Genomic DNA, 21,554 nt, shown 5'->3' on the forward strand with positions numbered 1-21,554 from the left:
GGGGACCAAGGACAAGAATATAGAATTAAAAGGAAAATATTTAACTTAAAAAACGATGTTTAAGACTAAAAAGGGGACGTAAAAGGGACATGAAGAGCTTTTCTTTGACCCCATCGTTTTGCTAGGCTTTGCCTAGCCCCACACAGCCTGTGGGGGCAAAAACCCCTTATGCTCTTCTCTCTTTTTTAGTGGGGAACCACAATTTACAGGAAAGGAACGAATGTTATGGATATGTTTTTACGAAATATTGATCCAATCGCAGTAAAAAAAATAGATGAAATCGCAAAAGAAAAAAGATTTCTCGGCAAGAATTCTTAAAAGGTCAGATTGAAACGCTGGCTGTTTTTCAAGAACAAAAAGATCGTGAAGTAGAGTTAGAAAATCTCATTGATCGAAATATAAAGATGATGGAAAAGTGTGCAATTGCAATGGAAACAATCAATGGATTTATTCAAGAAATGATGGGAGAGGATGAAGAATGATAAAACAAAGACGTATGGTTTCTTTTGATCCAGAAACCGATCAGTACCTTAGTGATTATATGAAGGAACATCATTTTCGTTTTCCTGGCGATGCCATTGCTCGAATATGTAAGGAACATGAAGAATTTAAAAACAAGGAAGAGACTCATTCCATCTCCATTAAAGAATCTGTTTCGAAGAATATAGAGTCTCTTTTAAAAGAAGAGCTAAAAGATATAAGAGATGAAGTAAATCGTTCAGAAAGAAATATTCAGTATTCACTTACTAAAAATTTAATGGAGATGCGCGAGTATTTTTATCAAAGGGACGATAAAGAATGAATCAATCTACGATTACACCGGGGGTAGTATTAAAAACAAAATTTATCACATCTGATAAAAAAGCTTTTCAAGATTATGTTGATTATGTAGATCGTGATGAGGCGAAAAAAGAAAAGGGAGCACATGAAAAACTGTTCACTCTTTATCAAGATTATATGGATAACCCTGATAAAACGTCTTCTCTGTTTACTCAACAATCCGATCAATTAAATGAGTCGGAGAAAAAGCAATTAAAAAAGTTGTTCGAAAAAGCTCAGAAAAATAACAGTATCATGTGGCAAGATGTCATTACATTTCATAATCCTTGGCTCCAAGAAAATGGTTTATATGACGCTCGTACTGGTTCTGGTGCAAAAAATACTTAATAGAACATAGAATATCAATTTTCTTTAAATGACTAGCTTATTGAGCTACTCCAAATAATTTATGAATGAAATCTTTTAGATTTTGGTCAGACTTCTCCCGTTGGAGAGTTTGTCCTTTTTTGATCATGTGCATAGCCTCTATTCCTGCAATGATTCGTTTGGCCGTTCGGAAAGACTTTAATCCAAGCATTGGGCGGATTCGTTTTTTTAATAAAGCGATGATCTTGCTCTATGATATTGTTGAGATATTTAACTTGCCTTAGTTGGATGCCTTCAGGCATCTGCTTTTCTTCTTTTAAATCTTGAATAGCAATAGGATAAGCAGGGTTCTTGTCTACAGTTATCACACGAGGCATAGAAACATGCGAAAAAGCCAAGGCTTTCTTAAAAAAGCGCTTGGCTGCTTGTTTATTTCTTGCTTTACTTAGATAAAAATCAATCGTATCGCCTTCTGAATCAACGGCACGATACAGATACATCCATTGACCTTTCACTTTCACGTAAGTCTCATCTACTCGCCAAGAATCGTTCGTTGGCTTAAGATGGCGCCGTACTCGCTCATCTAATTCTGGACCATACTGATGAACCCAGCGCATAATCGTGGTGTGAGCCATCGATAAGCCTCGTTCTTCCATCATTTCAACCAAATCACGAAAGCTGAGGTTGTACCGTAGGTACCATCTCACGGTTAACAAAATAATATCAGATTGATAGTGTTTCCACTTAAATAAGTTTTGCTTTTCCATACTGATCACGCCCTTCTTTTAGAATAATAGTATCAGTATGTACAAGATTTAGAGAGTGCATACAAGTATCTTGAAGTTTTTGCACCAGAACCTTTTATTAGATAACTATAAAAGAATAATAATTCTCTTTTTTGTATAATAATGTTTATGAAAATAATACCATTTTAATCGTTGACTCTGGTAATTAAAGGATATATAATCTTTTACATATCCTAGGTAATTTCATACATATGTATAAAAATAACTATCAAGGTGGAATAGAAATTGTCTTTAAATGCAATACAACAAGTTTTATTTACAAGAGATGAAATTCAAAATAGTATTAAACATAACGCATTATCTCAATGGAAAATTAAGAGTTATTATGATTTTAGAGAAAATATATTAGACGATAGTCGACCATTTCCTTGCTACTTTGCAGTAGAGGCGGAGAAAAGAGGGCATTCACGTTATATCTTTTCAGAATCTGCTTATAACAAAGATGAATTATTGAAAGTAAGGGATGGAATATATGAATATATAAAAACATATAAAACCATAGCGAAAAGAACAACTCTGGTAATCTTTTTTAAGCCTTCTGAATCAATTTTGACATCGGAAGAATATAAGGAACAATTCTGGCATGTTCTTAACTTTTTAAGGGAAAATGATCCAGAGCCTTGGGTTGAATCAATTCCACAAGATCCATACAATTCAAAATGGGAGTTTTGCTTTGGTGGAGAACCCATTTTTGTGGTTTCTAGAATGCCTATTTATAATGCTAGAAAGAGCAGATACACAAGTGGTGGTTTAGAAATCACTTTACAGCCTAGAGGAACCCTGGATGATATAACAGGAGATACAAAAAAAGGGCAACAAGTACGAAAAGTTATTCGAGAAAGGCTAGAGGTCTACGATGATGTTGAAATCCATCCAGATATAGGCGACTACGGAGTAGAAGGGGCATATGAATGGAAACAGTATGTTCTTCCGGAAAGGAACGAGGAAAGTGTGATGAGATGTCCAATTACAGGGGCAAAACTAAATGATTAGTACTATTTTTAGTTATTTTATTTTAGGGATTTCATTATCAGCCCCTGTTGGACCAATTAACGCTGCACAAATAAATAAAGGAATTAAAAATGGATTTTTGAATGCATGGCTTGTAGGTGTAGGGGCTATGATGGCTGACGTCATCATGATGTTATTAATTTATCTAGGACTAGCAAGTGTTTTCACTATTCCTAGTGTAAAACTTATAATGTGGATTTTTGGATTTATTATCCTATGTTATCTAGGTTACGATAGTATAAAGAGCGCATCTGCTACAGTTGAGGAGAATATACACTCTCAAGATAAAGAAACACCTTTCAAATCGTTTATATCAGGCTTCTTAATTGCAATTTCTAATCCATTGAATATTATTTTTTGGGTTGGGATTTATGGATCAGTTCTAACAAGTGCTATAGATAAAATAGGGAAAAAAGAAGCTCTTATTTACAGTATCGCCATTTTTGTAGGAATAACATGCTGGGATTTGTTTATGGCTACACTTGTGCATTTTGGTAGAAAAAGATTAAAAAGTAATGTATTAAAATGGGTCTCCATATTAGCAGGGATATTTTTAATCGGCTTCGGATTGACTTTTGGTTATCAAGCCATAATAAGCATAATTTCTCTTTTGTTTTAAAAATTAACACTTAAAATTAAATATCTATGAATTCCATTATGGTAATTAGTGGTAATGTCAAAAGAAAGAGTAAAACACCTTTTAAACAATCAGTTGACGGTATTAGACCGCCGATTGGTTGTTTAGTTTTTTTTTATGTGGCTGGATTTCACTATCTCTATGCTACTTCATACATGTTTTTAATTATATACAATTACCCCTACTTAATTTTTTTGTTGCTTCTTTTGAGAGGTAGGAATACCTTTCCAGATACAAATCTTACTTCAATCGTCTTTAATTACGCTTCTACTGGATAACAGACCTTTACTTTGGCTCTATGAAAAAAAGATCTTAGGTTATGACTAGATATTACATAACGTTTAGGTACCCTAAAGGTGTTTTTTATTTGTTTCAGTCTAGAATCTCTTCTACTACTGACTACTCATGTAGATATTTGCATAAGTCCCTTTAGAAAGATATCACCTAAGTTAATATAGTATATCTTTATAATAATGAATACTATATATGTATATAGTATTCATTATTATAGTTAAACGAGATTAAACCTTTTAAATTATATTTATTTAGCATTTATATTCAAAATGCTTAAATTTACATAGTATTTGAATTACCCATTTCTTTATCTTCCCTATAATTCAAAGATGGCAAGAATAACGCAATACAGCAAGGGATTACAATAGCCAACCCTAATAAAAGAAATACATGATTAATCTTAATATAGCCTACTACATGGCCAATTACTAGTGCTCCTAAAGGAACCCCTGCATTGGCTAGAAGGCCTCTTACGGTAAATACTCTACCACGTAAATTGGTCGGAACTCTTTTTTGATAAAGAATAGTATTATTAATATTGAAAATAGAAGCGCAAAGACCATAGATAGTAATAAATAAAAAAGAACTAAAAATATTAAAAGAAATTCCTAATAAGCTTAGAGATAACCCACCTATAATGATGGATGAAAACATAATGAGCTTTAGCTTTTTACTTTCATTGGAAATGGTCATGAAAAATGCTCCAATTAACATCCCAAATGCGGTACCAGAATTTATAAGCCCATAATGAAATGATGTACCTTTGAGGTAATCAAAAACATAAGGTAATAACATTGGCTGTACTGCTCCTGCACTAAAATTAATAATAAACAATAATATTCCCATTGTAAGAAAAAACGGATTTTTTTTGTAAAACATTAATCCTTCAATAAATTCCTTTCCCCAGCCGGCTTTGTGACTTTTATTAAGATTTAAATTAGGGAGAAACAATAAGTTAATTGAAGATAGTCCTAATATAACTATCAAAAAGATTAAAACATACAACGGTTCCGTCATACTGACTATCAGCCCAGCTAATAAAGGACCTAACATTCTTGTTGATTGCTTAGTTGTTTGAAGTATGGAATTTGCCTTTTGGAGATCTTTTTCTTGAATAGTTTCTGCGATATATGAATTGCTTGAAGGACTAAATAATGGTTCTACTAAACCTACTATTATAGCAAACGTATAAATTATATTTGTAGTTAAAGAATCTTGATACATTGACAGTGCAAAAAAGAAATAGACAATAGCTCTTACTAGTTCTGAAAAAATCATTATGTTTTTCTTATTTACACGATCTATGTAAGGCCCACAGATAATTTGACTAATAATACTAGATAAAAAATAAAAAAACCATAAGTTTCCTACGGTTACCGCAGAACCTTTCAGGTGGTATGCAACCCACCCCATAATAAAAATTGAAAAAGTGCTTCCTAGTCCTGATGTAATATAAGCTATCCATATAAACATGAATGACTTATTTTTTAAAAGTACTTTCACCAATATTCCTCCTTTATTAAATAACTTTATTGAATTTATATAAATCATAATGTATAATCATAAATAAAGCAAAAACTGGAAGGTGTGTTTTTCATTGAAACATTTGCTATCACTTAAAGAACTTAGTAAAGAAGAGATTACAGGTATTATACAGCAAGGAATTGAAATGAAAGAAAATAAAGAAGATTTTTTTAATTCTTGCGAAAAGAAAGGATTATTATTATTATTTCAAAAGACTTCAACTAGAACAAATTTATCTTTTCAATCTGCAATCAATCAGCTTGGTGGATATTCAGTAGATTTAAATTGGAATAGTAGTAATTTTTCAATTTCACCTATTCAATATGAAGCTCGTTATGTTTCTAGAAACTGTGATTTAATTATGGCTAGATTGAAGAAACATGATAATTTAAAGGAGTTAGCTAAATATTCTAGCGTTCCAGTTATAAATGGATGTTGTGAAAAATATCATCCTACGCAGACATTAGCTGATGTAATGACTATTTACGAACATAAAAAAACTTTTGAAGGTGTCACTGTAACATTTGTAGGAGTACATAATAATGTAGTTAATTCGTTAATCATAGCAGCTTTAAAATTAGGATTTAAACTTAATTTGGTTACTCCAATAATAAACAATGATTCATGGGATGAGGAATTAATGGGGGAAGTAAAACAAAGTAATCTAGTAGAATCATTTGATAGTATAGAAGAGATTATTGGGGATACTGACTTTATTTACACAGATACTTGGGTTGATATGGAACATTTTAATAGTAAGGAGTTTAGTGCTGAAAAAGACAAAAGAATAGAAAAAATGATGAAATTCCAAATCAATAAAGAGGTTCTGAAAGATCATAAAACCTTGATAATGCATGACATGCCAATTCATCCAGGTTATGAAATTTCAGAAGATATCGTTGAGTCTGAAAGTTCCATTATATATCAACAAGCTGAAAATCGAATGCACGTGGAAAAAGCTCTAATAAATTATCTATTAAATAGTTAGGAATGATTAAGTTGAAGCAACGTCTGGTTATTATTGGGAGCAACACTAGTGTACTTGAGCGAGCAAAAGATTTGGGATTTGAGATTGTATTAGTTCAAGAGAAAAGAAAAATAAAAGAAAAAGACATTTTACTTTCTGACACCATATTTGGTATAGACTATACGAATCTCGCACTGCTAACAGATACACTAGTTAATTTTTCTAAACACTTTCCGATAACAGGTATCCTTACATTTTCAGAAAATGCATTAATACCCACTGCCTATGTAGCAGAAAAATTAGGCGTAGCATTAAATTCATTGGAAACTGTAGAATTACTTAAAGATAAATTTAAAATGAGAACATATTTAGCTGAGAAAAACTTTAGCAGCGTTAACGCCAAAATTGTTAGAAGCACAAAAGATATTAAAGAATTTATTAAAGAATTTAATTATCCAGTGATCTTAAAGCCTATAGATGGAAGTGCAAGTGAGAACATCTATAGGCTACAAAATGAAGAAGAATTAAACTGCTTCTTGAAACAAAATGACATAACATTTAAACCAATGTTGATAGAAGAGTACTTAAGTGGCAATGAATACAGTGTCGAAGCTTTAACTATCAATGGAGAGCATCAAATCTTAGCTATAACGGATAAAGTGGTCGATCAAAATTTTGTGGAACTGGCTCATATTGTACCTGCTAAAGTCACTAGTCTTAAAGAAAAAATAATAGAGGATTATGTAAAAGAATTTTTAGATGTTATTGAGTTAAAATTTGGTCCTTCCCATACAGAATTAATATTTACTCAGGAAGGACCAAAGATTGTAGAATCTCACAATCGTCCTGGCGGGGGAGGTATTGTACATCTGGTTAAGTTAGTTTATGGAATAGATGTGGTTAAAGCTACCTTAGAGTATATTAAAGATAAAACTTACACAATAAATGAGAAAAAATTTGGGGGAGCAGCTGTTAGATTTTTAACACCTTTCCCTGGTGAAATTATATCAATGGCAGACCGGCTTATAGATGAAGAAAACGTACATCGTAGTGAACTATATGTTAAAAAAGGAGATATTATAAAGGAGCTAAAATCATCTCATGATTACTTGGGCTATATTATGTGTACGGGAAATAACCCTGAACAAGCTATGTCCAATTGTAAGAACTATTTAAATGCTCTAGATATCAATATAAAAGATATAAAAGGTGAAGTGAAAAAATGGATGATTTAAATTTACAGCTTGCTACTTCAATTAAAAAACAAGAAGTAAAATACGTATTAACAGTGCCATGCACAATTTTAAGTAAATATTATGACGAGAGTATAACTCAAACAATTTATTTAAGTAGAGAAGAAGAGGGAGTTGGGCTAGCATCAGGACTAACAGTGTCCAATCAAAATGCTATTTTGATGATGCAAAACTCTGGACTTGGTAATTGCATTAATGCTTTTGCATCTTTAACAATACCTTATAATATTGGATTTGTTGTAATAGTGTCAATGAGGGGCGATGAGTTAGAGGACAATCCAGTTCAGATCCCTATGGGTAACGCTACAAAAGCATTAATTAAATCAATTGGTTGTAAATATTATGAAATTAATCAAGATAATGATTTAACGGCTACAATTGATAAAGCTTTTAGAGAAGTACACCTCAATGAACGTCCTGTATTTGTACTATTGCCAAGAAAGGAGCACTTGCAATGATGAATAGATTCGATTTATTAAGTGAGCTCTCAAAAAAATTAGTAGACAATAGAGATATTGTAATTAGCCCATTAGGTTATACATCTAGAGAATGGTATGGAATTAATGACAGAAAAGAAAATTTTTATTTTTTAGGTTCCATGGGAATGCCAATTTCTTTCGGTTTAGGTGTAGCTCTATCAACTGACAGAAATGTGATTGTATTGGAAGGGGATGGTTCATGTTTAATGAATTTAGGCGCTCTTTCTACAGTAGGAAAGCTACTACCAAAAAATTTAAAAATTTTAATCATGGACAATGAAAGTTATAGCTCTACAGGAGGGCAGCTGTCGGCTACAGCCACTAACACTAATCTGTCTGAAGTAGCCAAAGGTTGCGGAATTAAAGATTCAATGGAGATAAGCGATTATAGTGACTTAGATTTTATCTTAGGAGATTTATTTAAAAGTGGCACTAAGCTTAGAGCATTTAAAATAAATAATCAAAAAGGTAACACACCTAGAATCGATATAAGCTCAGTTGATATAAAAACAAGATTCAAAAAGTTCCTGAAGGAGGAAGTATATGCTTAATATTTCGAATTTTTTGCCTATAAAATGTACGGCATCTGATACAAGACTTTCTGAAGAAGACTTGATCGATATATACGTAGCTGAAGGTATTGGAAAAGAGGGAGATTTAGTTTTAGTTGAAGCTTTAGAAGATGCTGGTGCCTATTGCGAAGTTGAGAATATGCAAGGCAGGTCTATGAGAATATTTAAAGGACAAAGGTTTGTCGGAGTATTAGGAAATAGAGAATCAAGTAAAAATATTGTAGGTGGTATAGACGAAGGTGGTATAAAAATCGATGAAACAGCAATAATAAGCCTCCTTACTAATGGTGGAATAGTAGGAACATGTTATGATTCTCCAACATACATGGGAGATGCTATGAAGTTAAAATGCATAGGTCTATTAAAGAAAGAAAATAAAACAATTAATACATTAGATAAACTAAAGGATGCGCCTACACAGGTAGAAAAAATACCACCAATTATCTTAGTAGCTGGTACAGCAACGGATGCCGGCAAGACTACAATTGCGTCCAAGGTAATATCGTATTTGGCTAATCAAGGGTATACCGTAGCTGGAACTAAGCTGGCTGGTACAGGTTGCTTAGAAGATGTTTTGGCACATAAAGATGCCGGAGCAACATACGTAATGGATTTCCCAGATGCAGGTTTACCCTCTACATACACCTCAGAATCAAATTACCAACCAGGAATTAGACTTTTACTTCAGAATTTAGCTAATAAAAAACCAGACTTTATAGTTGCAGAATTAGGAGGGGACATCATTTGGGCCAATATTCCCACTTTATTCAAAATGAGTGATATTATGGAATTTACTTCTTCTCTTCTCTTGGTATCTAGTGATGCTATTAGTACAATAGCTGCCTACAAGTTATTAGAAGAATGGGGCTTTAATAAAGATACTTATGTATTTAACTCACCATTTAAAAATAATTTAGCTAGTCAAAGAAGGCTGCAAAAATATTTGAACATTGATTCATATGATTCTACGAAAATTCAGGATGTACATTCTGTTGTAAAGGAAATAGTGCATCAAAACAAAATTTCAGTATAAGGGTGAAAATCTTTGAATAAAAAAGTAATTGCAATTATAGAAGCTGGCCACGGAAGAGAGAACGCTTTTGTATCGTTACATAAAGAAGGGTATTACATCCTTTTTGTAACAAGAACTAAAGTAAAACCATCTAAATATATTGATGAAATTTTGCATATTGATACAAATTCTACTGAAGATTTATTAAAGACACTAAAACAATATACTGAACAAAAACAACAAATAGATTGTGTAATAACTCTTTTAGAATGGTATGTTCCTATCACCGCAGAAATTTGTGAGGTATTAGGACTTTTAGGAATTTCAAAAAAAACTGCAGAAAATTGTAGAAATAAGCATGCTATGAGATTAGCTTTAGAGAAACAAGGAGTTCCTATACCTTTATTCAAATTATGTAAAAATAAAATGGAATTAGAAGATGCTGTTGATTATGTAGGGGGTTATCCGTGTATTATTAAACCTATTGATGGTACAGGAAGTTCTAATGTTGTAAAAGTAAATAATCAGACTGAAATATTTAGAGCTTTTGAAGATATCCAAGCTGTAAAGCGGAATTCAAGGGAACAAGAGTTAAAATGTATAGTTTTAGTGGAAGAATATATCGAAGGTAATGAATTTAGTCTAGACTCTATTACAATAAATGGAAAAACAGAAATTCTAGCAATTTGTGATTATCAAACAACCAATGGTCCTTATTTTGTAGAGATGGCTTATACTACTCCATCACAGCTATCAGGTGAGTTACAAGATCAAATAAAAGCTGCTGCTAAGGAAGCAATTAGAGCAGTAGACATTAAAAATGGTGTATCTCACTGTGAAGTTAAACTAACTGCTAATGGTCCAGTAGTGATAGAAATTGCTGCAAGACATGGTGGGGGTCACATACCTGAAGTAATTGAACTTACAACAGGTATTAACTATTACGTAGAAGCAGTTAAATTATTTTGTGGTCAACAAGTAAATATTTCACCTAGAAAGAATATATCTGGAGCAATGTCTTTAATTTTCCCTGAAGAAACTGGAACAGTTAGTGATATATTAAATGTAGACAAAGCTAGAGAAACGGAATGTATTAATGAAATAGTTATCTCTGCAAAGATTGGGGATCAAGTGTTTAAACAAATTAAAGATTATAAGTCACCTATTGGGTATGTAATTGCAAGTGGTGAAACTCCAGCTAAAGCCATACAGCAAGCTAATTTAGCAAAAGATACATTAGCTATAAAATATAATTAAGGATTTAGGAGTGGTTTTTTATCATATTTAATGATATAGACAAAGATATCAATGAATTAAATGAATGGTTAATTTCAACTAGACGGAGGTTACATCAAAAACCTGAGATTGCTTTTAATGAGTTCAAAACATCAGAATTGATTTCTGAATATTTAGAAAAATTTGATATAGAAACTATTCCTAATGTTGCTGGCACAGGTGTAATAGGCATTATCAATAGTGAAATACAAAAGCCTGTAATAGGATTAAGAGCGGACATGGATGCTTTACCCATCCAAGACCAGAAAACTGTAGAGTATAAGAGTAAAATTTCTAACGTTATGCATGCCTGTGGCCATGATGCACATGTAACGATGTTATTAGGAACCGCTTACATCTTATCAAAGTATAAAGATAAAATTAAGGCTAAAATAAAGTTGATTTTTCAACCAGCTGAAGAAGGACCTGGAGGAGCAAAACCTCTAATTAAAACAGGACATGTAGATGATTTAGACATCATTTTTGCCCAACATGTAGAACCATTTCTTGATGTAGGTACCATAGGGATTCAAAACGATAAAGCTATGGCAGCTATTGATAAATTTAATTTGAAATTTAGTGGAAAAGGTGGCCATGGTGCTTACCCTCATCAAACAGTAGATCCAATAGTTGTTGCTTCCCAAACTATTATGGCATTTCAGGCAGTTATTAGTCGTATGATTAATCCAATGGAGCAGGGGGTTCTAACTATTGGCACCATTAATGGGGGCTCCAAAAGAAATGTAATTGCAGAAGAGGTTAATTTAGGAGGGACAATAAGGACTTTTTCTCCTGATATACGAAAAGAAATACATCAGAATGTTATCAAGATTGTAGAAAATATAAGCAGTGCCTATGGTACGAAACATCAGTTAGACTATGAGTTTGGCTATGATCCACTAATAAATGATAAAGATGCTTTGAATGTTCTTAGAGAATCATTTGCTAATATGAACAGAATACAGCATTTAGAGGTATTAGACCCTGTCATGAGTTCAGAAGATTTCGGATATTATTTATCTAAATTTAAAGGTTGTCTTTGGTGGATTGGAGCAAAACCAAAAACGCCGTATCCTTTACATAGCCCTCATTTCGATATCAATGAAGATGTACTATCGGTGGGAGTGGAAGCACTGGTTAAAACAACAATCAATTGCGCTAATATAATAAAGCCGTAAAGGAGAAATTAAAATGTCTGAAGTATTATTTCATTTTTATGCTCCTACTCATGGAGATAGTAAATATATAGGTCAATCTCGGCCTGAGATTAAGGGAACCCCTGAACATATTGTAAAAATAGCCAAAGCTGCTGAAAAAGGTGGATTTGATGGGATTTTAATACCAACGGGTCCTAATTGCGCTGATGCCTTTATTACAGCTACCAATATTGTAATCAATACTGAAAACTTAAGGCCTTTAATTGCTATAAGACCTGGATTTATTTCGCCTACAGTTGCATCAAAGATGGTTTCTACATTAGATGTTTTAAGTAATGGAAGGGTATCATTAAACGTTGTATCCGGTGGGTCTCCTAAGGAGCTAGCTATGGATGGAGACTTTACTAACCATGATAAAAGATATGAGCGAACAAAAGAGTTTACAGAGATACTAAGAGGGGTGTGGGAAGACGACCCTTTCAATTATACCGGAAGATTTTACAAAATAGACAATGCAAAATTTACTCCTGCCCCTTTACAAAAGCCTTATCCAAAACTGTATTTAGGTGGCACTTCTGATCCTGCAGTTACCGTTGCTTCAGAATTATTCGATACTTATTTAATGTGGGGAGAGCCTGTTGAAGATGTTAAGGCACAGATTCAAAAGGTAAAGGAAATGGCTAATATATACAACAGACATGTGAAGTTCGGCATTAGAATAAATATTATAACGGCTTCGAGCGAAAAAGTTGCGTGGGAAAAAGCAGAAAAAATAATTAGTCAAGTAAACAAAGATAAAGTCTCTATGTTAAAAGAATATATGGATAATAGTGATTCAATTTCATTAAAGAGAATTCAAAGTTTAAGAGGAAGAGAATTTGAAGACCCGTGTTTTTGGACTGGTATGACTAGCTATAGATCCGGAAATTCAACAGCTCTCGTTGGATCATACAAACAGGTAGCTGAAAGTTTAATTAAATATATTAATGTAGGAATTACAGAGTTCATTTTTTCATCTTATCCCCATTTAGAGACGGTATCTGAAATAGGAAAAGAAATCTTACCTAGAATTAAAAAAGAAGTAAATTATTCAAAAGATGGGAACGTTTATATCTGAAATTTATAAATTAATAAATATTGAGCTAGAGGAGAGAAGAAAATAATGAAAAAATCAACAATGATTAAAGAGTTACTTACAGGAAATAAAGTTATTAAACTTGCAGGTGCCCATGATGCATTGAGTGCAAAAATTGCCGAAAAAAAGGGTTTTGATGCTATTTGGGCGAGTGGATTAGGCATCTCCGCTGTAGAAACTGTACCTGATGCAAGTATTTTATCAATGCAGGAATTTCTCAACGCAGCTATATCTATGAATCAAGCTACTAATATACCGGTTATAGCTGATTGTGATTCAGGATTTGGAAATATACACAATGTGATTCATATGGTGAAAAAATATGAATATGCGGGTATCGCAGGAGTATGCATTGAAGATAAAGTTTTTCCAAAGTTGAATAGTTTTTTGTCAGGTAATCAACAGCGTCTTGTAAGTGCAGAAGAGTTTGCTAGTAAGATTATGGCAGCAAAAGATACTCAAATTGACCCTGATTTCTTAGTTATAGCAAGGGTAGAATCACTTATTGCTGGAGAAAGTATGGAAGATGCTTTGTACCGTGCTACTTGTTATGCCGAAGCTGGCGCAGATGCAATATTAATTCATTCCAAGTCTAAGACATCAGATCAAATAGAAGAGTTTTCCAAAAAATGGTCAGGTCAAGTACCTTTATTTATTGTTCCAACAACGTACCCGAATATAAAGACAAAAGATATAGAGGAAATGGGAGTAAAGGCTGTAGTATACGCTAATCAATCATTACGTGCTTCAGTAAAAATGATGGATTATGTCTTAGGTAACATTATTGAACAAGGTTCCAGCTTAAAGGTAGAAGAGGAAATTAGTAAGGTAGAAGAAATATTTAATTTACAAGATGTAAATCAAATGAAGATAGATGAAAAAAAGTATAGTCATTCTAATGCTCTTGTTTAAAATATAGTACGATGTATGTGTTTGGTATTGTGTGGGTATTTACATCCGTCATGTACCTAGGTCTTGAAATTTACCATCTCATTTAAAAAGGCAGCCAAAATAATATTTGGCTGCCTTTTTAGCAAAATTGAACAACTAGAATTACTGTAGCTTTGGAATAAAGTTTGATAATTTAAAATAAAGTTTGATTAAATTACTGTATTAGATTTAACGGTTCTGGTGCAAAAATTTCAAAATAACTGCAAGTAATCTCCCAAACTTAGACATACGGATACTAGTACTTTAAAAAAGGACGTGATTAGTATGGAAAAGCAACATTTATTCAAGTGGAAACATTATCAACCTGACATTATTTTATTAACCATGAGATGGTACCTACGGTACAACCTGAGTTTTCGTGATTTAGTCGAAATGATGGAAGAACGCGGACTATCTATTGCTCATACAACCATCATGCGTTGGGTTCATCAATATGGTCCTGAATTAGATGAGCGAGTACGCCGTCATCTTAAGTCAACCAACGATTCTTGGCGAGTCGATGAGACGTATGTGAAAGTCAAAGGTCAATGGATGTACCTGTATCGTGCAGTCGATTCAGAAGGGAATACCATTGATTTTTATCTAAGTGAATCAAAAGATAAACAAGCAGCCAAGCGCTTTTTTAAGAAAGCCTTGGCTTTTTCCTATGTTTCTAAACCTCGTGTTATAACAGTAGATAAGAATCCTGCCTACCCTATAGCGATTCAAGAATTAAAAGAAGAGGAACAGATGCCTGAAGGTATGCAAGTAAGGCAAGTTAGATATCTCAATAATATAGTTGAGCAAGATCACCGTTTTATTAAGAAGCGAGTTCGTTCTATGCTAGGATTGAAGTCATTCCATACGGCTACTTACATATTGTGTGGCATAGAAGCCATGCATATGATTAAAAAGAAACAGACTCACCAAAGGGTGGCTTCTGCCCAAAATCAAAAAGAATTCATCCATAGACTGTTTGGATTAGCTTCATAAGCTAGCAACTTAAAGGAAACTGTTTCTCTGTGTTTCTAGGAATAGGTTTTTGCACCAGAACCGTTTTTTGGCACCAACAATAGGAGGAATTTTAGCAGCTTATTTAGGAACTTCATCTACTTATATAGTCGTAGGGATACTTTTTCTACTTAGTACCATTAGCTTGTTTTATTTAAAAGAACCTATGTTAAAACAGCAAGAACAAAAGATTCCTTGGTTAAAACAAGTGCTAATTGGTTATCGCTATTTTTTTAAGCAAAAACAACTGATATGGCTAGGTTTTTTTACTTCTCTTGTTCAATTTAGTGTTGAGGTAACCATGGTTATTAATGTTCCTTATGTTTTAGAAGAGCTGAAAGGAACTTAGCTTACGTATGGGTTGTTTATGGGAGGCTTTCCATTAGGATACGTAGTGGGTTCTTTCTTAGTTGGTATGTGGGGAAGTAGAGGAGAACGAAGGTATATAATGCTCTCAGGACTATTGATGGGTGGATTATCTTTTCTTCTGTTGGGGTTTGTGGAATTTATACCTTTGGCTATTCTATGTGAATTTCTTGGAGGTGTATGTTTCCCATTTTTTAATGTTCATCAAACTACTCTTTATCAGAAAATCATTCCTACAGAGTTAATGGGACAAATTTTCTCTGTTCGACTTTTTTGATACGAGTAACTATGCCACTAGGCGTTTTATTTGCTGGTCAGGTAGTTGATCTATCTGGAATCCGGCTCTTATATATGATAATTGGAAGTTTAATTATCATTCCTGCTTTATTTGCTCTTACTTTACCTCTCTTTTCATTTCTCAATGAGGAAAAGAAAGAATTCTCTAACATGTAAATTAAGTTTAGACGTAAAAAGAATCCTTTGCTCAGCGTAGCAAAGGATTTTCAAATTTATTGGAATAGGGGGGATACATTATTAGTCTGACCAGTTTTGTAGATTCATATACATACAAAGTTAAAAATAAATTTTGTAATCGACTCTACTTAGATAGAAATCTAACTTTTTCTTTTACTTAAGTTTCATTATTTACACTTTATAACCACGCATGTAAGAAAAGCCCTCAAAATTAATTGAGGGCTTTTCTTACATGTGTGGTTGATCATAGTTGCATTTAATAGTTGATAAAAGTGAAATATATACATGTACATATATAAAATATAGTATTAGGTTATAATTTGTCCAGTCAAAAGGTAAGCAAAATAAATAGCTACCCCAATACAAATGGAGGTAGCCATTCGAACCAAGGGTTTTGAAATTTCCGACAATTAAATAATATCATATTTTTGCCATATAGACTATATTTTTCCGAAAAGACATATGTATAAAAGGTATGCTTTTTATGCATTTACCTTCCACTTGGGTATCGAGTAAATGCTGTCAGATCAACAATGTATAAAAAGCTGCATACTCTATAAAAACTACCCATTTGGAACCCTTACTCCCAGAAGGGTTCTTTTTTGTGGTGTGTACCGGAAAGAGTGTTTATGGTGCGACAAGAAGTCGCTTTCTTACAGTGTAGCTAACGCTACTCATCTAGACGCGGAGATGATCTCCATCCAAAACGGCATTCTTGGTAACGAGTCTGTCAGTTGCATGAGGAAATGCGGAAACAGAGGACAAATGCATGGTCCAGAATACTGCTAGGAGAAGATAGGTATGGTAAACGAAAGTGAAGGTTTGTAAGCTTCGTTACTCTTAGCCCAAGATAATGCATAGATTGGCTTGGGTCTTGGTAAGAGGAAAAGTAGAATCATAAGGCTACTCTGATGCGTCCCGCATCTTACCCGGAGTAAAGAACCTACCTCCCCCTATCGCATCTGTAGAATGTGGAACTTGGTAAGCCCTATGTCATCTGCATAAGCAGTAGGATGACTGCAAAGTCAAACGATGTGGCAGAGGGTATGGGATATGAGAAAAAGCGAAAGCCGTTACCCTGAAAAGGGACAGGAAAGCAGAAACGTTGTATAACTGGACGGATACTGTCGTCTTTATAGACAATGACAGGCCCGAAAGAGCGCCTACTTCTCATGGGTCTTCAACACGAAAATAAATTTGTGGCTATCTTTTAACGACAAGGAGCGTGCTGTTATGAATACCTCTCCACGAGCGTCGGCGCACGTCTCGCATAAAGGTTGGTACTCTATTGATTGGAATACTGTACAAAAATATGTAACGAAGTTACGACAAAGAATTTATCGTGCCGAACAACAGAATCAACAAAGGAAAGTAAGGAAGCTTCAACGCTTACTCCTTCGGAGTAAAGCAAATCTACTACTTTCTATTCGCAGAGTGACACAACAAAATAACGGTAAGCGAACACCTGGAGTAGACGGCTACACGGCCTCAAATCCAAACGAACGTATCAAACTTTATCAACAATTAGTTAAATGTAATGTCTTTCAGCATCGCCCAAAGCCAGCGAAGCGAATGTTTATTCCTAAGAAAAATGGAAAACTAAGACCTCTCGGTATTCCGACAATGCGAGATCGAGTGTACCAAAATGTCGTGAAGAATGCACTCGAACCGCAATGGGAAGGCAGATTCGAGTCTACCGCCTATGGTTTTCGTCCTAAACGAAGCACACACGATGCTATAAGTAATCTCTTTAACAAGCTTAACACCAACAGTAAGAAAAAGTGGGTTTTTGAGGGGGATTTCTTAGGATGTTTTGACCACCTCAAACATGATTGGATAGTAGAACAAATATCTACGTTTCCAGGAACCCCTCTTATCAAAAGGTGGCTCAAGATGGGATACATAGAGCAGGATATGCTCCGTCCAACAAAGGAAGGAACTCCGCAAGGAGGCATTGTGTCCCCCCTCCTAGCCAATATCGCCTTATGCGGTATGGAAAAAGAGATTGGTATTATCTATAAAAAGACATACAAACCAAACGGAGGATATAAAATCGACCCCAAGTGTAAGATAGGACGTGTTCTCTACGCAGATGACTTCGTCATCGTAACAGAAACGAAGGAACAAGCTGAAAGTATGTATCAAAACCTAATTCCTTATTTACAAAAACGAGGAATTACACTCAGCACGGATAAAACTAGGGTTACACATATCGAGAATGGGTTCGATTTTCTTGGCTTCTCGCTGCGTCAATACAACACAGGACAAGGAAAGAAGTTATTGATCAAACCTAGCAAAGACAGTATCAAAAAAAAGCTAAAAACAAGATAAAAGATACGTTCACAGTAATGAGAGGACGACCAGTAAAAGAAATTATACGTGTCTTAAACCCTATTATTAGAGGTTACGGACAGTATTGGAAACATGTCGTTTCCAAAAAGACGTTTAGTTATATGGACTATTATGTTTTCTCTAAATTAATCAAACATCTTAAACAATTACATCCAAAAAAATCGTGGAAATGGATTACCAGGCGTTATTTTAAGAAGCCCAACCACGGTGGAAATGATAAATGGACTCTCACCTGTCCACTTACTAATATTCAATTGTTGAAGATGGCCTGGATTAAAATAGAACGACATGTGATGGTAGCCTATAAAAACAGTCCAGATGATCCGAACCTAAAAGGATATTGGGAAAAGCGAGACCGTAAGGTCTTCAATAGCGAAAATACGCTAGATAGGATAAAACTTGCAAGGAAACAAGGTTACTGTTGCACATTATGTAAACACACTCTACAAAATGGCGAAAAAGTTACTGTACAACACTTAGAAGTTTCTACAGGCAAAGTTGCTAAATTAGTACATGTACCGTGTATTAAATAAAGAAGTTGTTTGGATAAAAAGAAGGCTTGAGCCGTATGACGGGAAATCTGTCACGTACGGTTCTTAGGGGGGCGGGCGCTCGTGAGAGTGCCCGCCTACCCGAATAAACTAGCATTCCTGTTTGAAATTACTTGGTGTCTTGAAATAAAAAAGTCCCCTTGATATGATGCAGAAGGTCATGGCCATGACTTCAATTCATCATTCAAGGAGGACTCTTATGAATTGTACTCAAAACGAAAAGTTAAATCAAGTTACACCCCATACACTGATTGTCGGGGTAGATATTGCTAAATTTAAGCATGTTGCTCGGGCACAAGATGATCGTGGAAAGATCCTTGGAAAAGCTCTAACCTTCACGAATACAAAAGAAGGATTTGATGCGTTCTTTGCCTGGTTGGAAGAGATGCAACACAAACATGAGAAAGCCGATGTTCTAGTTGGTATGGAACCTACCGGTCATTACTGGTTAAATCTAGCCTATACACTAAAGGAGAGACTTGTCTCCTTCGGAGTCGTTAATCCTCTGCACGTTAAGCGAAGTAAAGAACTTGACGATAACTCTCCAACGAAAAATGATATCAAGGATGCTAGAGTTATCGCTCAACTGATAAAAGATGGTCGATTTTCTTATCCTCGCTTACCAATGGATCAAGATGCAGAAGTAAAGGCAGGAATTACAATTAGAAACCAAATTGTAGGTGATTTACAGGCTCTACAAGGACGGATTCATAATTGGCTAGATAAGTATTTTCCAGAGTTTTAACCGTTTTAAAGACTGGAGTGGAAAGATGGCGTTGGCCACGCTAGAACATATTCCTCTTCCAGTTCAACTTAATCAAACAACACCCGAAAGGGTGGCAGAAATATGGTCCACGTACGGAGGCGTACAACGCCCAAGCCATAAACGAATACAGCGACTTCAAGAGGCTGCTGGACGTTCAGTAGGATTAACGGTTGGACTACAGATGGCACAACGAGAAATAGCCACAAATATCAAACGATATAAGATGCTTAAAGAAGAACTACATGCATTAGAAAAACAATTGGAAGACCTTGTGCTGACCCTGCCGGGTATTGCTGAAATGCTGACTGTACCTGGTGTTGGGATGGTAACTGTTATTGAACTTTATTCTGAGTTAGGTGATATTAAAAACTTTGAAAATCCACGCCAAATCTTAAAATACGCGGGATTAAATTTGCGAGAATCCAGCTCAGGAAAGCATAAAGGACAAACACGAATTACCAAACGAGGAAGGGCTAAATTGAGGGCTTTGCTCTTTCGGACTGTTATGCCCCTTGTTCGACATAATCGAGCCTTTAAGGCTCTGCATCAGTACTATACAACGAGACAAGAAAACCCTTTATGTAAGAAACAATCACTGATTGTACTTTGTGGGAAGTTAGTTCGTGTTCTACATACTGTAGGTCAGAAACAATGTCCATTTGATGAAGAGCGAATGATACGAGATATTCCCCATCTTTCTTTAGCTCTAGGAGCTTAACCTTTGTCCATTAGAAATGAAGCACGGAGTATTTGGGATAAAGCATTTTTCCAGGCATTCGACCTTGCAAACTAGCATTACCAAACTCTATCTCATAGACAGATTGAACGAAGGAATGTAGGCGCTAAGACGCTGAGAGACATGGGAGGTTTCATCGCTATGAGGCACATAGAGATCCATTGTGCGACTATATGTATGTCTCCATCTTTTTTTAAAATAATGGAAAAAGAATAGCGAAGCTATTCCCCTTAGTACCAGTTTCTTATAAAAATGAAAATATAAGGTTAGAAATGGACATAAAAAAATTTTTTATATTTTATTTCCCCCCTATAAACCCTTGATATTACTCAATTTATAGAGGGAGCTTTGTATATGATATACACCTCCATTACTTATAAAATGAGCAATTCTAATTAATAAGAGATGATATAATTTAAGGTATAAAAGTAAGTATTTGGAGGATATTTAATGGAACCATTTTGGGAAAAATTTTATCTAAACGATGAGGTTGAAACATTCGGCAAGCCAAGTATTGAAGTAGTTGATGTTAGTAAAAGGTTAAAAGAAAATTCGAAAGTTCTAGATCTAGGCTGTGGAGATGGACGGCATGCTATCTTTCTAGCGAATTTAGGACACGAAGTTGATGCAGTAGATATATCAGAGGCAGGTATAGCTAAAATCAATAGGGCTAAGGGAAAGTTGAACCTAACTAACTTAACTGCATCTGTAGAGAATGTAGTTAACTATAAATTTATTGATACATACGATTTAGTTATTTCACATGGGCTATTTCATTTTATGGAACGTAACCACTGGTCTAATGTAATTGAACGTATGAAATTAGGAACACGAAAGAATGGATACAACATTATTGCGGTTTTTACTAATGAAGTTGAAATACCAGAGGATTTAAAGAGTTATGTTAAAGGAATTTTTAATGAAGGTGAATTAAAAGAAATTTATTCTGATTGGTCCGTAGAAATGTATCAATCTTATCAGTTTGAAGATGAACATGAAAATAATATTAGACACTGTCATGCAGTTAATAAGGTTGTTGCGAGAAAATTATAATAAGCAGCACATTGTTTAGTTACAATACTAAAGCCATAGAGATTTAT

At 34.4% G+C, this 21,554-nt stretch carries 17 protein-coding genes and 3 pseudogenes; 18 read left to right on the top strand and 2 right to left on the bottom strand.

Features of this window, described 5'->3' with window-relative positions; genetic code table 11:
• The first annotated feature begins 478 nt into the window (after positions 1-478).
• Positions 479-802, top strand: coding sequence for a hypothetical protein (locus LIS78_RS29530; protein ID WP_252285582.1), 324 nt, complete (start codon positions 479-481; stop codon positions 800-802).
• A pseudogene (mobL, locus tag LIS78_RS29535) lies at positions 799-1,143 on the top strand (relaxase MobL); the annotation flags it as partial. The gene LIS78_RS29530 and the pseudogene mobL, both read left to right, overlap by 4 nt.
• A gap of 61 nt (positions 1,144-1,204) precedes the next feature.
• Here the strand turns inward: mobL and LIS78_RS29540 are convergent.
• Positions 1,205-1,913 (bottom strand): IS6 family transposase gene (locus tag LIS78_RS29540; protein WP_286676981.1). Its coding sequence is split into 2 segments (ribosomal slippage): positions 1,205-1,375 and positions 1,377-1,913, totalling 708 coding nucleotides; the frame shifts between segments, so codons are not numbered across the junction.
• Positions 1,914-2,234: 321 nt separating this feature from the next.
• Between LIS78_RS29540 and LIS78_RS29545 the strand changes: the two genes are divergently transcribed.
• The gene (locus tag LIS78_RS29545) at positions 2,235-2,945 is read left to right on the top strand and encodes a YqcI/YcgG family protein (RefSeq protein WP_434092400.1); all 711 of its coding nucleotides are present in this window, start codon (positions 2,235-2,237) and stop codon (positions 2,943-2,945) included.
• The gene (locus tag LIS78_RS29550; protein WP_252285585.1) at positions 2,938-3,582 is read left to right on the top strand and encodes a LysE family transporter; all 645 of its coding nucleotides are present in this window, start codon (positions 2,938-2,940) and stop codon (positions 3,580-3,582) included. Before LIS78_RS29545 ends, LIS78_RS29550 begins: the two co-directional genes overlap by 8 nt.
• A gap of 591 nt (positions 3,583-4,173) precedes the next feature.
• On the opposite strand, the gene LIS78_RS29555 is transcribed toward LIS78_RS29550, so the two are convergent.
• On the bottom strand, positions 4,174-5,397 hold the full coding sequence (locus tag LIS78_RS29555; protein ID WP_252285586.1) for an MFS transporter: 1,224 nt from the start codon (positions 5,395-5,397) through the stop codon (positions 4,174-4,176).
• A gap of 94 nt (positions 5,398-5,491) precedes the next feature.
• Here LIS78_RS29555 and LIS78_RS29560 point away from each other — a divergent pair, with 94 nt between their 5' ends.
• From LIS78_RS29560 to LIS78_RS29630, 14 genes and pseudogenes are all read left to right on the top strand, one after another.
• The gene (locus tag LIS78_RS29560; RefSeq protein WP_252285588.1) at positions 5,492-6,406 is read left to right on the top strand and encodes an ornithine carbamoyltransferase; all 915 of its coding nucleotides are present in this window, start codon (positions 5,492-5,494) and stop codon (positions 6,404-6,406) included.
• An 11-nt stretch (positions 6,407-6,417) separates the two neighbouring features.
• Positions 6,418-7,620 (top strand): ATP-grasp domain-containing protein, encoded by a 1,203-nt coding sequence (locus LIS78_RS29565; RefSeq protein ID WP_252285589.1) that lies wholly within the window; start codon positions 6,418-6,420, stop codon positions 7,618-7,620.
• Positions 7,608-8,096: a thiamine pyrophosphate-binding protein gene (locus LIS78_RS29570; RefSeq protein WP_252285591.1), complete on the top strand. Its 489-nt coding sequence runs from the start codon at positions 7,608-7,610 to the stop codon at positions 8,094-8,096. The genes LIS78_RS29565 and LIS78_RS29570 overlap by 13 nt, the downstream gene beginning before the upstream one ends.
• Entirely contained in the window at positions 8,093-8,668 is a 576-nt protein-coding gene (locus tag LIS78_RS29575; protein WP_252285592.1) for a thiamine pyrophosphate-dependent enzyme, read from the top strand. Before LIS78_RS29570 ends, LIS78_RS29575 begins: the two co-directional genes overlap by 4 nt.
• Positions 8,661-9,722, top strand: a complete 1,062-nt coding sequence (locus LIS78_RS29580) for a nucleotide-binding protein (protein WP_252285593.1) — start codon at positions 8,661-8,663, stop codon at positions 9,720-9,722. Before LIS78_RS29575 ends, LIS78_RS29580 begins: the two co-directional genes overlap by 8 nt.
• Positions 9,723-9,734: 12 nt before the next feature.
• Complete coding sequence (locus LIS78_RS29585; RefSeq protein ID WP_252285594.1) at positions 9,735-10,958, top strand: ATP-grasp domain-containing protein; 1,224 nt, start codon at positions 9,735-9,737, stop codon at positions 10,956-10,958.
• 71 nt (positions 10,959-11,029) lie between these two features.
• Entirely contained in the window at positions 11,030-12,154 is a 1,125-nt protein-coding gene (locus tag LIS78_RS29590; protein ID WP_286676983.1) for a M20 metallopeptidase family protein, read from the top strand.
• Positions 12,155-12,167: 13 nt separating this feature from the next.
• Entirely contained in the window at positions 12,168-13,250 is a 1,083-nt protein-coding gene (locus LIS78_RS29595) for an LLM class flavin-dependent oxidoreductase (RefSeq protein WP_252285596.1), read from the top strand.
• 45 nt (positions 13,251-13,295) lie between these two features.
• Positions 13,296-14,180, top strand: a complete 885-nt coding sequence (locus LIS78_RS29600; RefSeq protein WP_252285597.1) for an isocitrate lyase/phosphoenolpyruvate mutase family protein — start codon at positions 13,296-13,298, stop codon at positions 14,178-14,180.
• Between the two features lie 303 nt (positions 14,181-14,483).
• Complete coding sequence (locus tag LIS78_RS29605) at positions 14,484-15,191, top strand: IS6 family transposase (protein WP_252285599.1); 708 nt, start codon at positions 14,484-14,486, stop codon at positions 15,189-15,191.
• A 49-nt stretch (positions 15,192-15,240) separates the two neighbouring features.
• Positions 15,241-15,558: an MFS transporter gene (locus LIS78_RS29610; RefSeq protein WP_252285601.1), complete on the top strand. Its 318-nt coding sequence runs from the start codon at positions 15,241-15,243 to the stop codon at positions 15,556-15,558.
• Between the two features lie 1,724 nt (positions 15,559-17,282).
• Positions 17,283-18,934 (top strand): annotated as a pseudogene (ltrA, locus tag LIS78_RS29615) (group II intron reverse transcriptase/maturase).
• Between the two features lie 217 nt (positions 18,935-19,151).
• Positions 19,152-20,436, top strand: a pseudogene (locus tag LIS78_RS29625) (IS110 family RNA-guided transposase).
• Between the two features lie 468 nt (positions 20,437-20,904).
• The gene (locus LIS78_RS29630; protein ID WP_252285604.1) at positions 20,905-21,507 is read left to right on the top strand and encodes a methyltransferase domain-containing protein; all 603 of its coding nucleotides are present in this window, start codon (positions 20,905-20,907) and stop codon (positions 21,505-21,507) included.
• Positions 21,508-21,554: the final 47 nt, after the last annotated feature.

Origin of the sequence: Priestia megaterium (assembly GCF_023824195.1) — a bacterium.
GTDB lineage: Bacteria > Bacillota > Bacilli > Bacillales > Bacillaceae_H > Priestia > Priestia megaterium_D.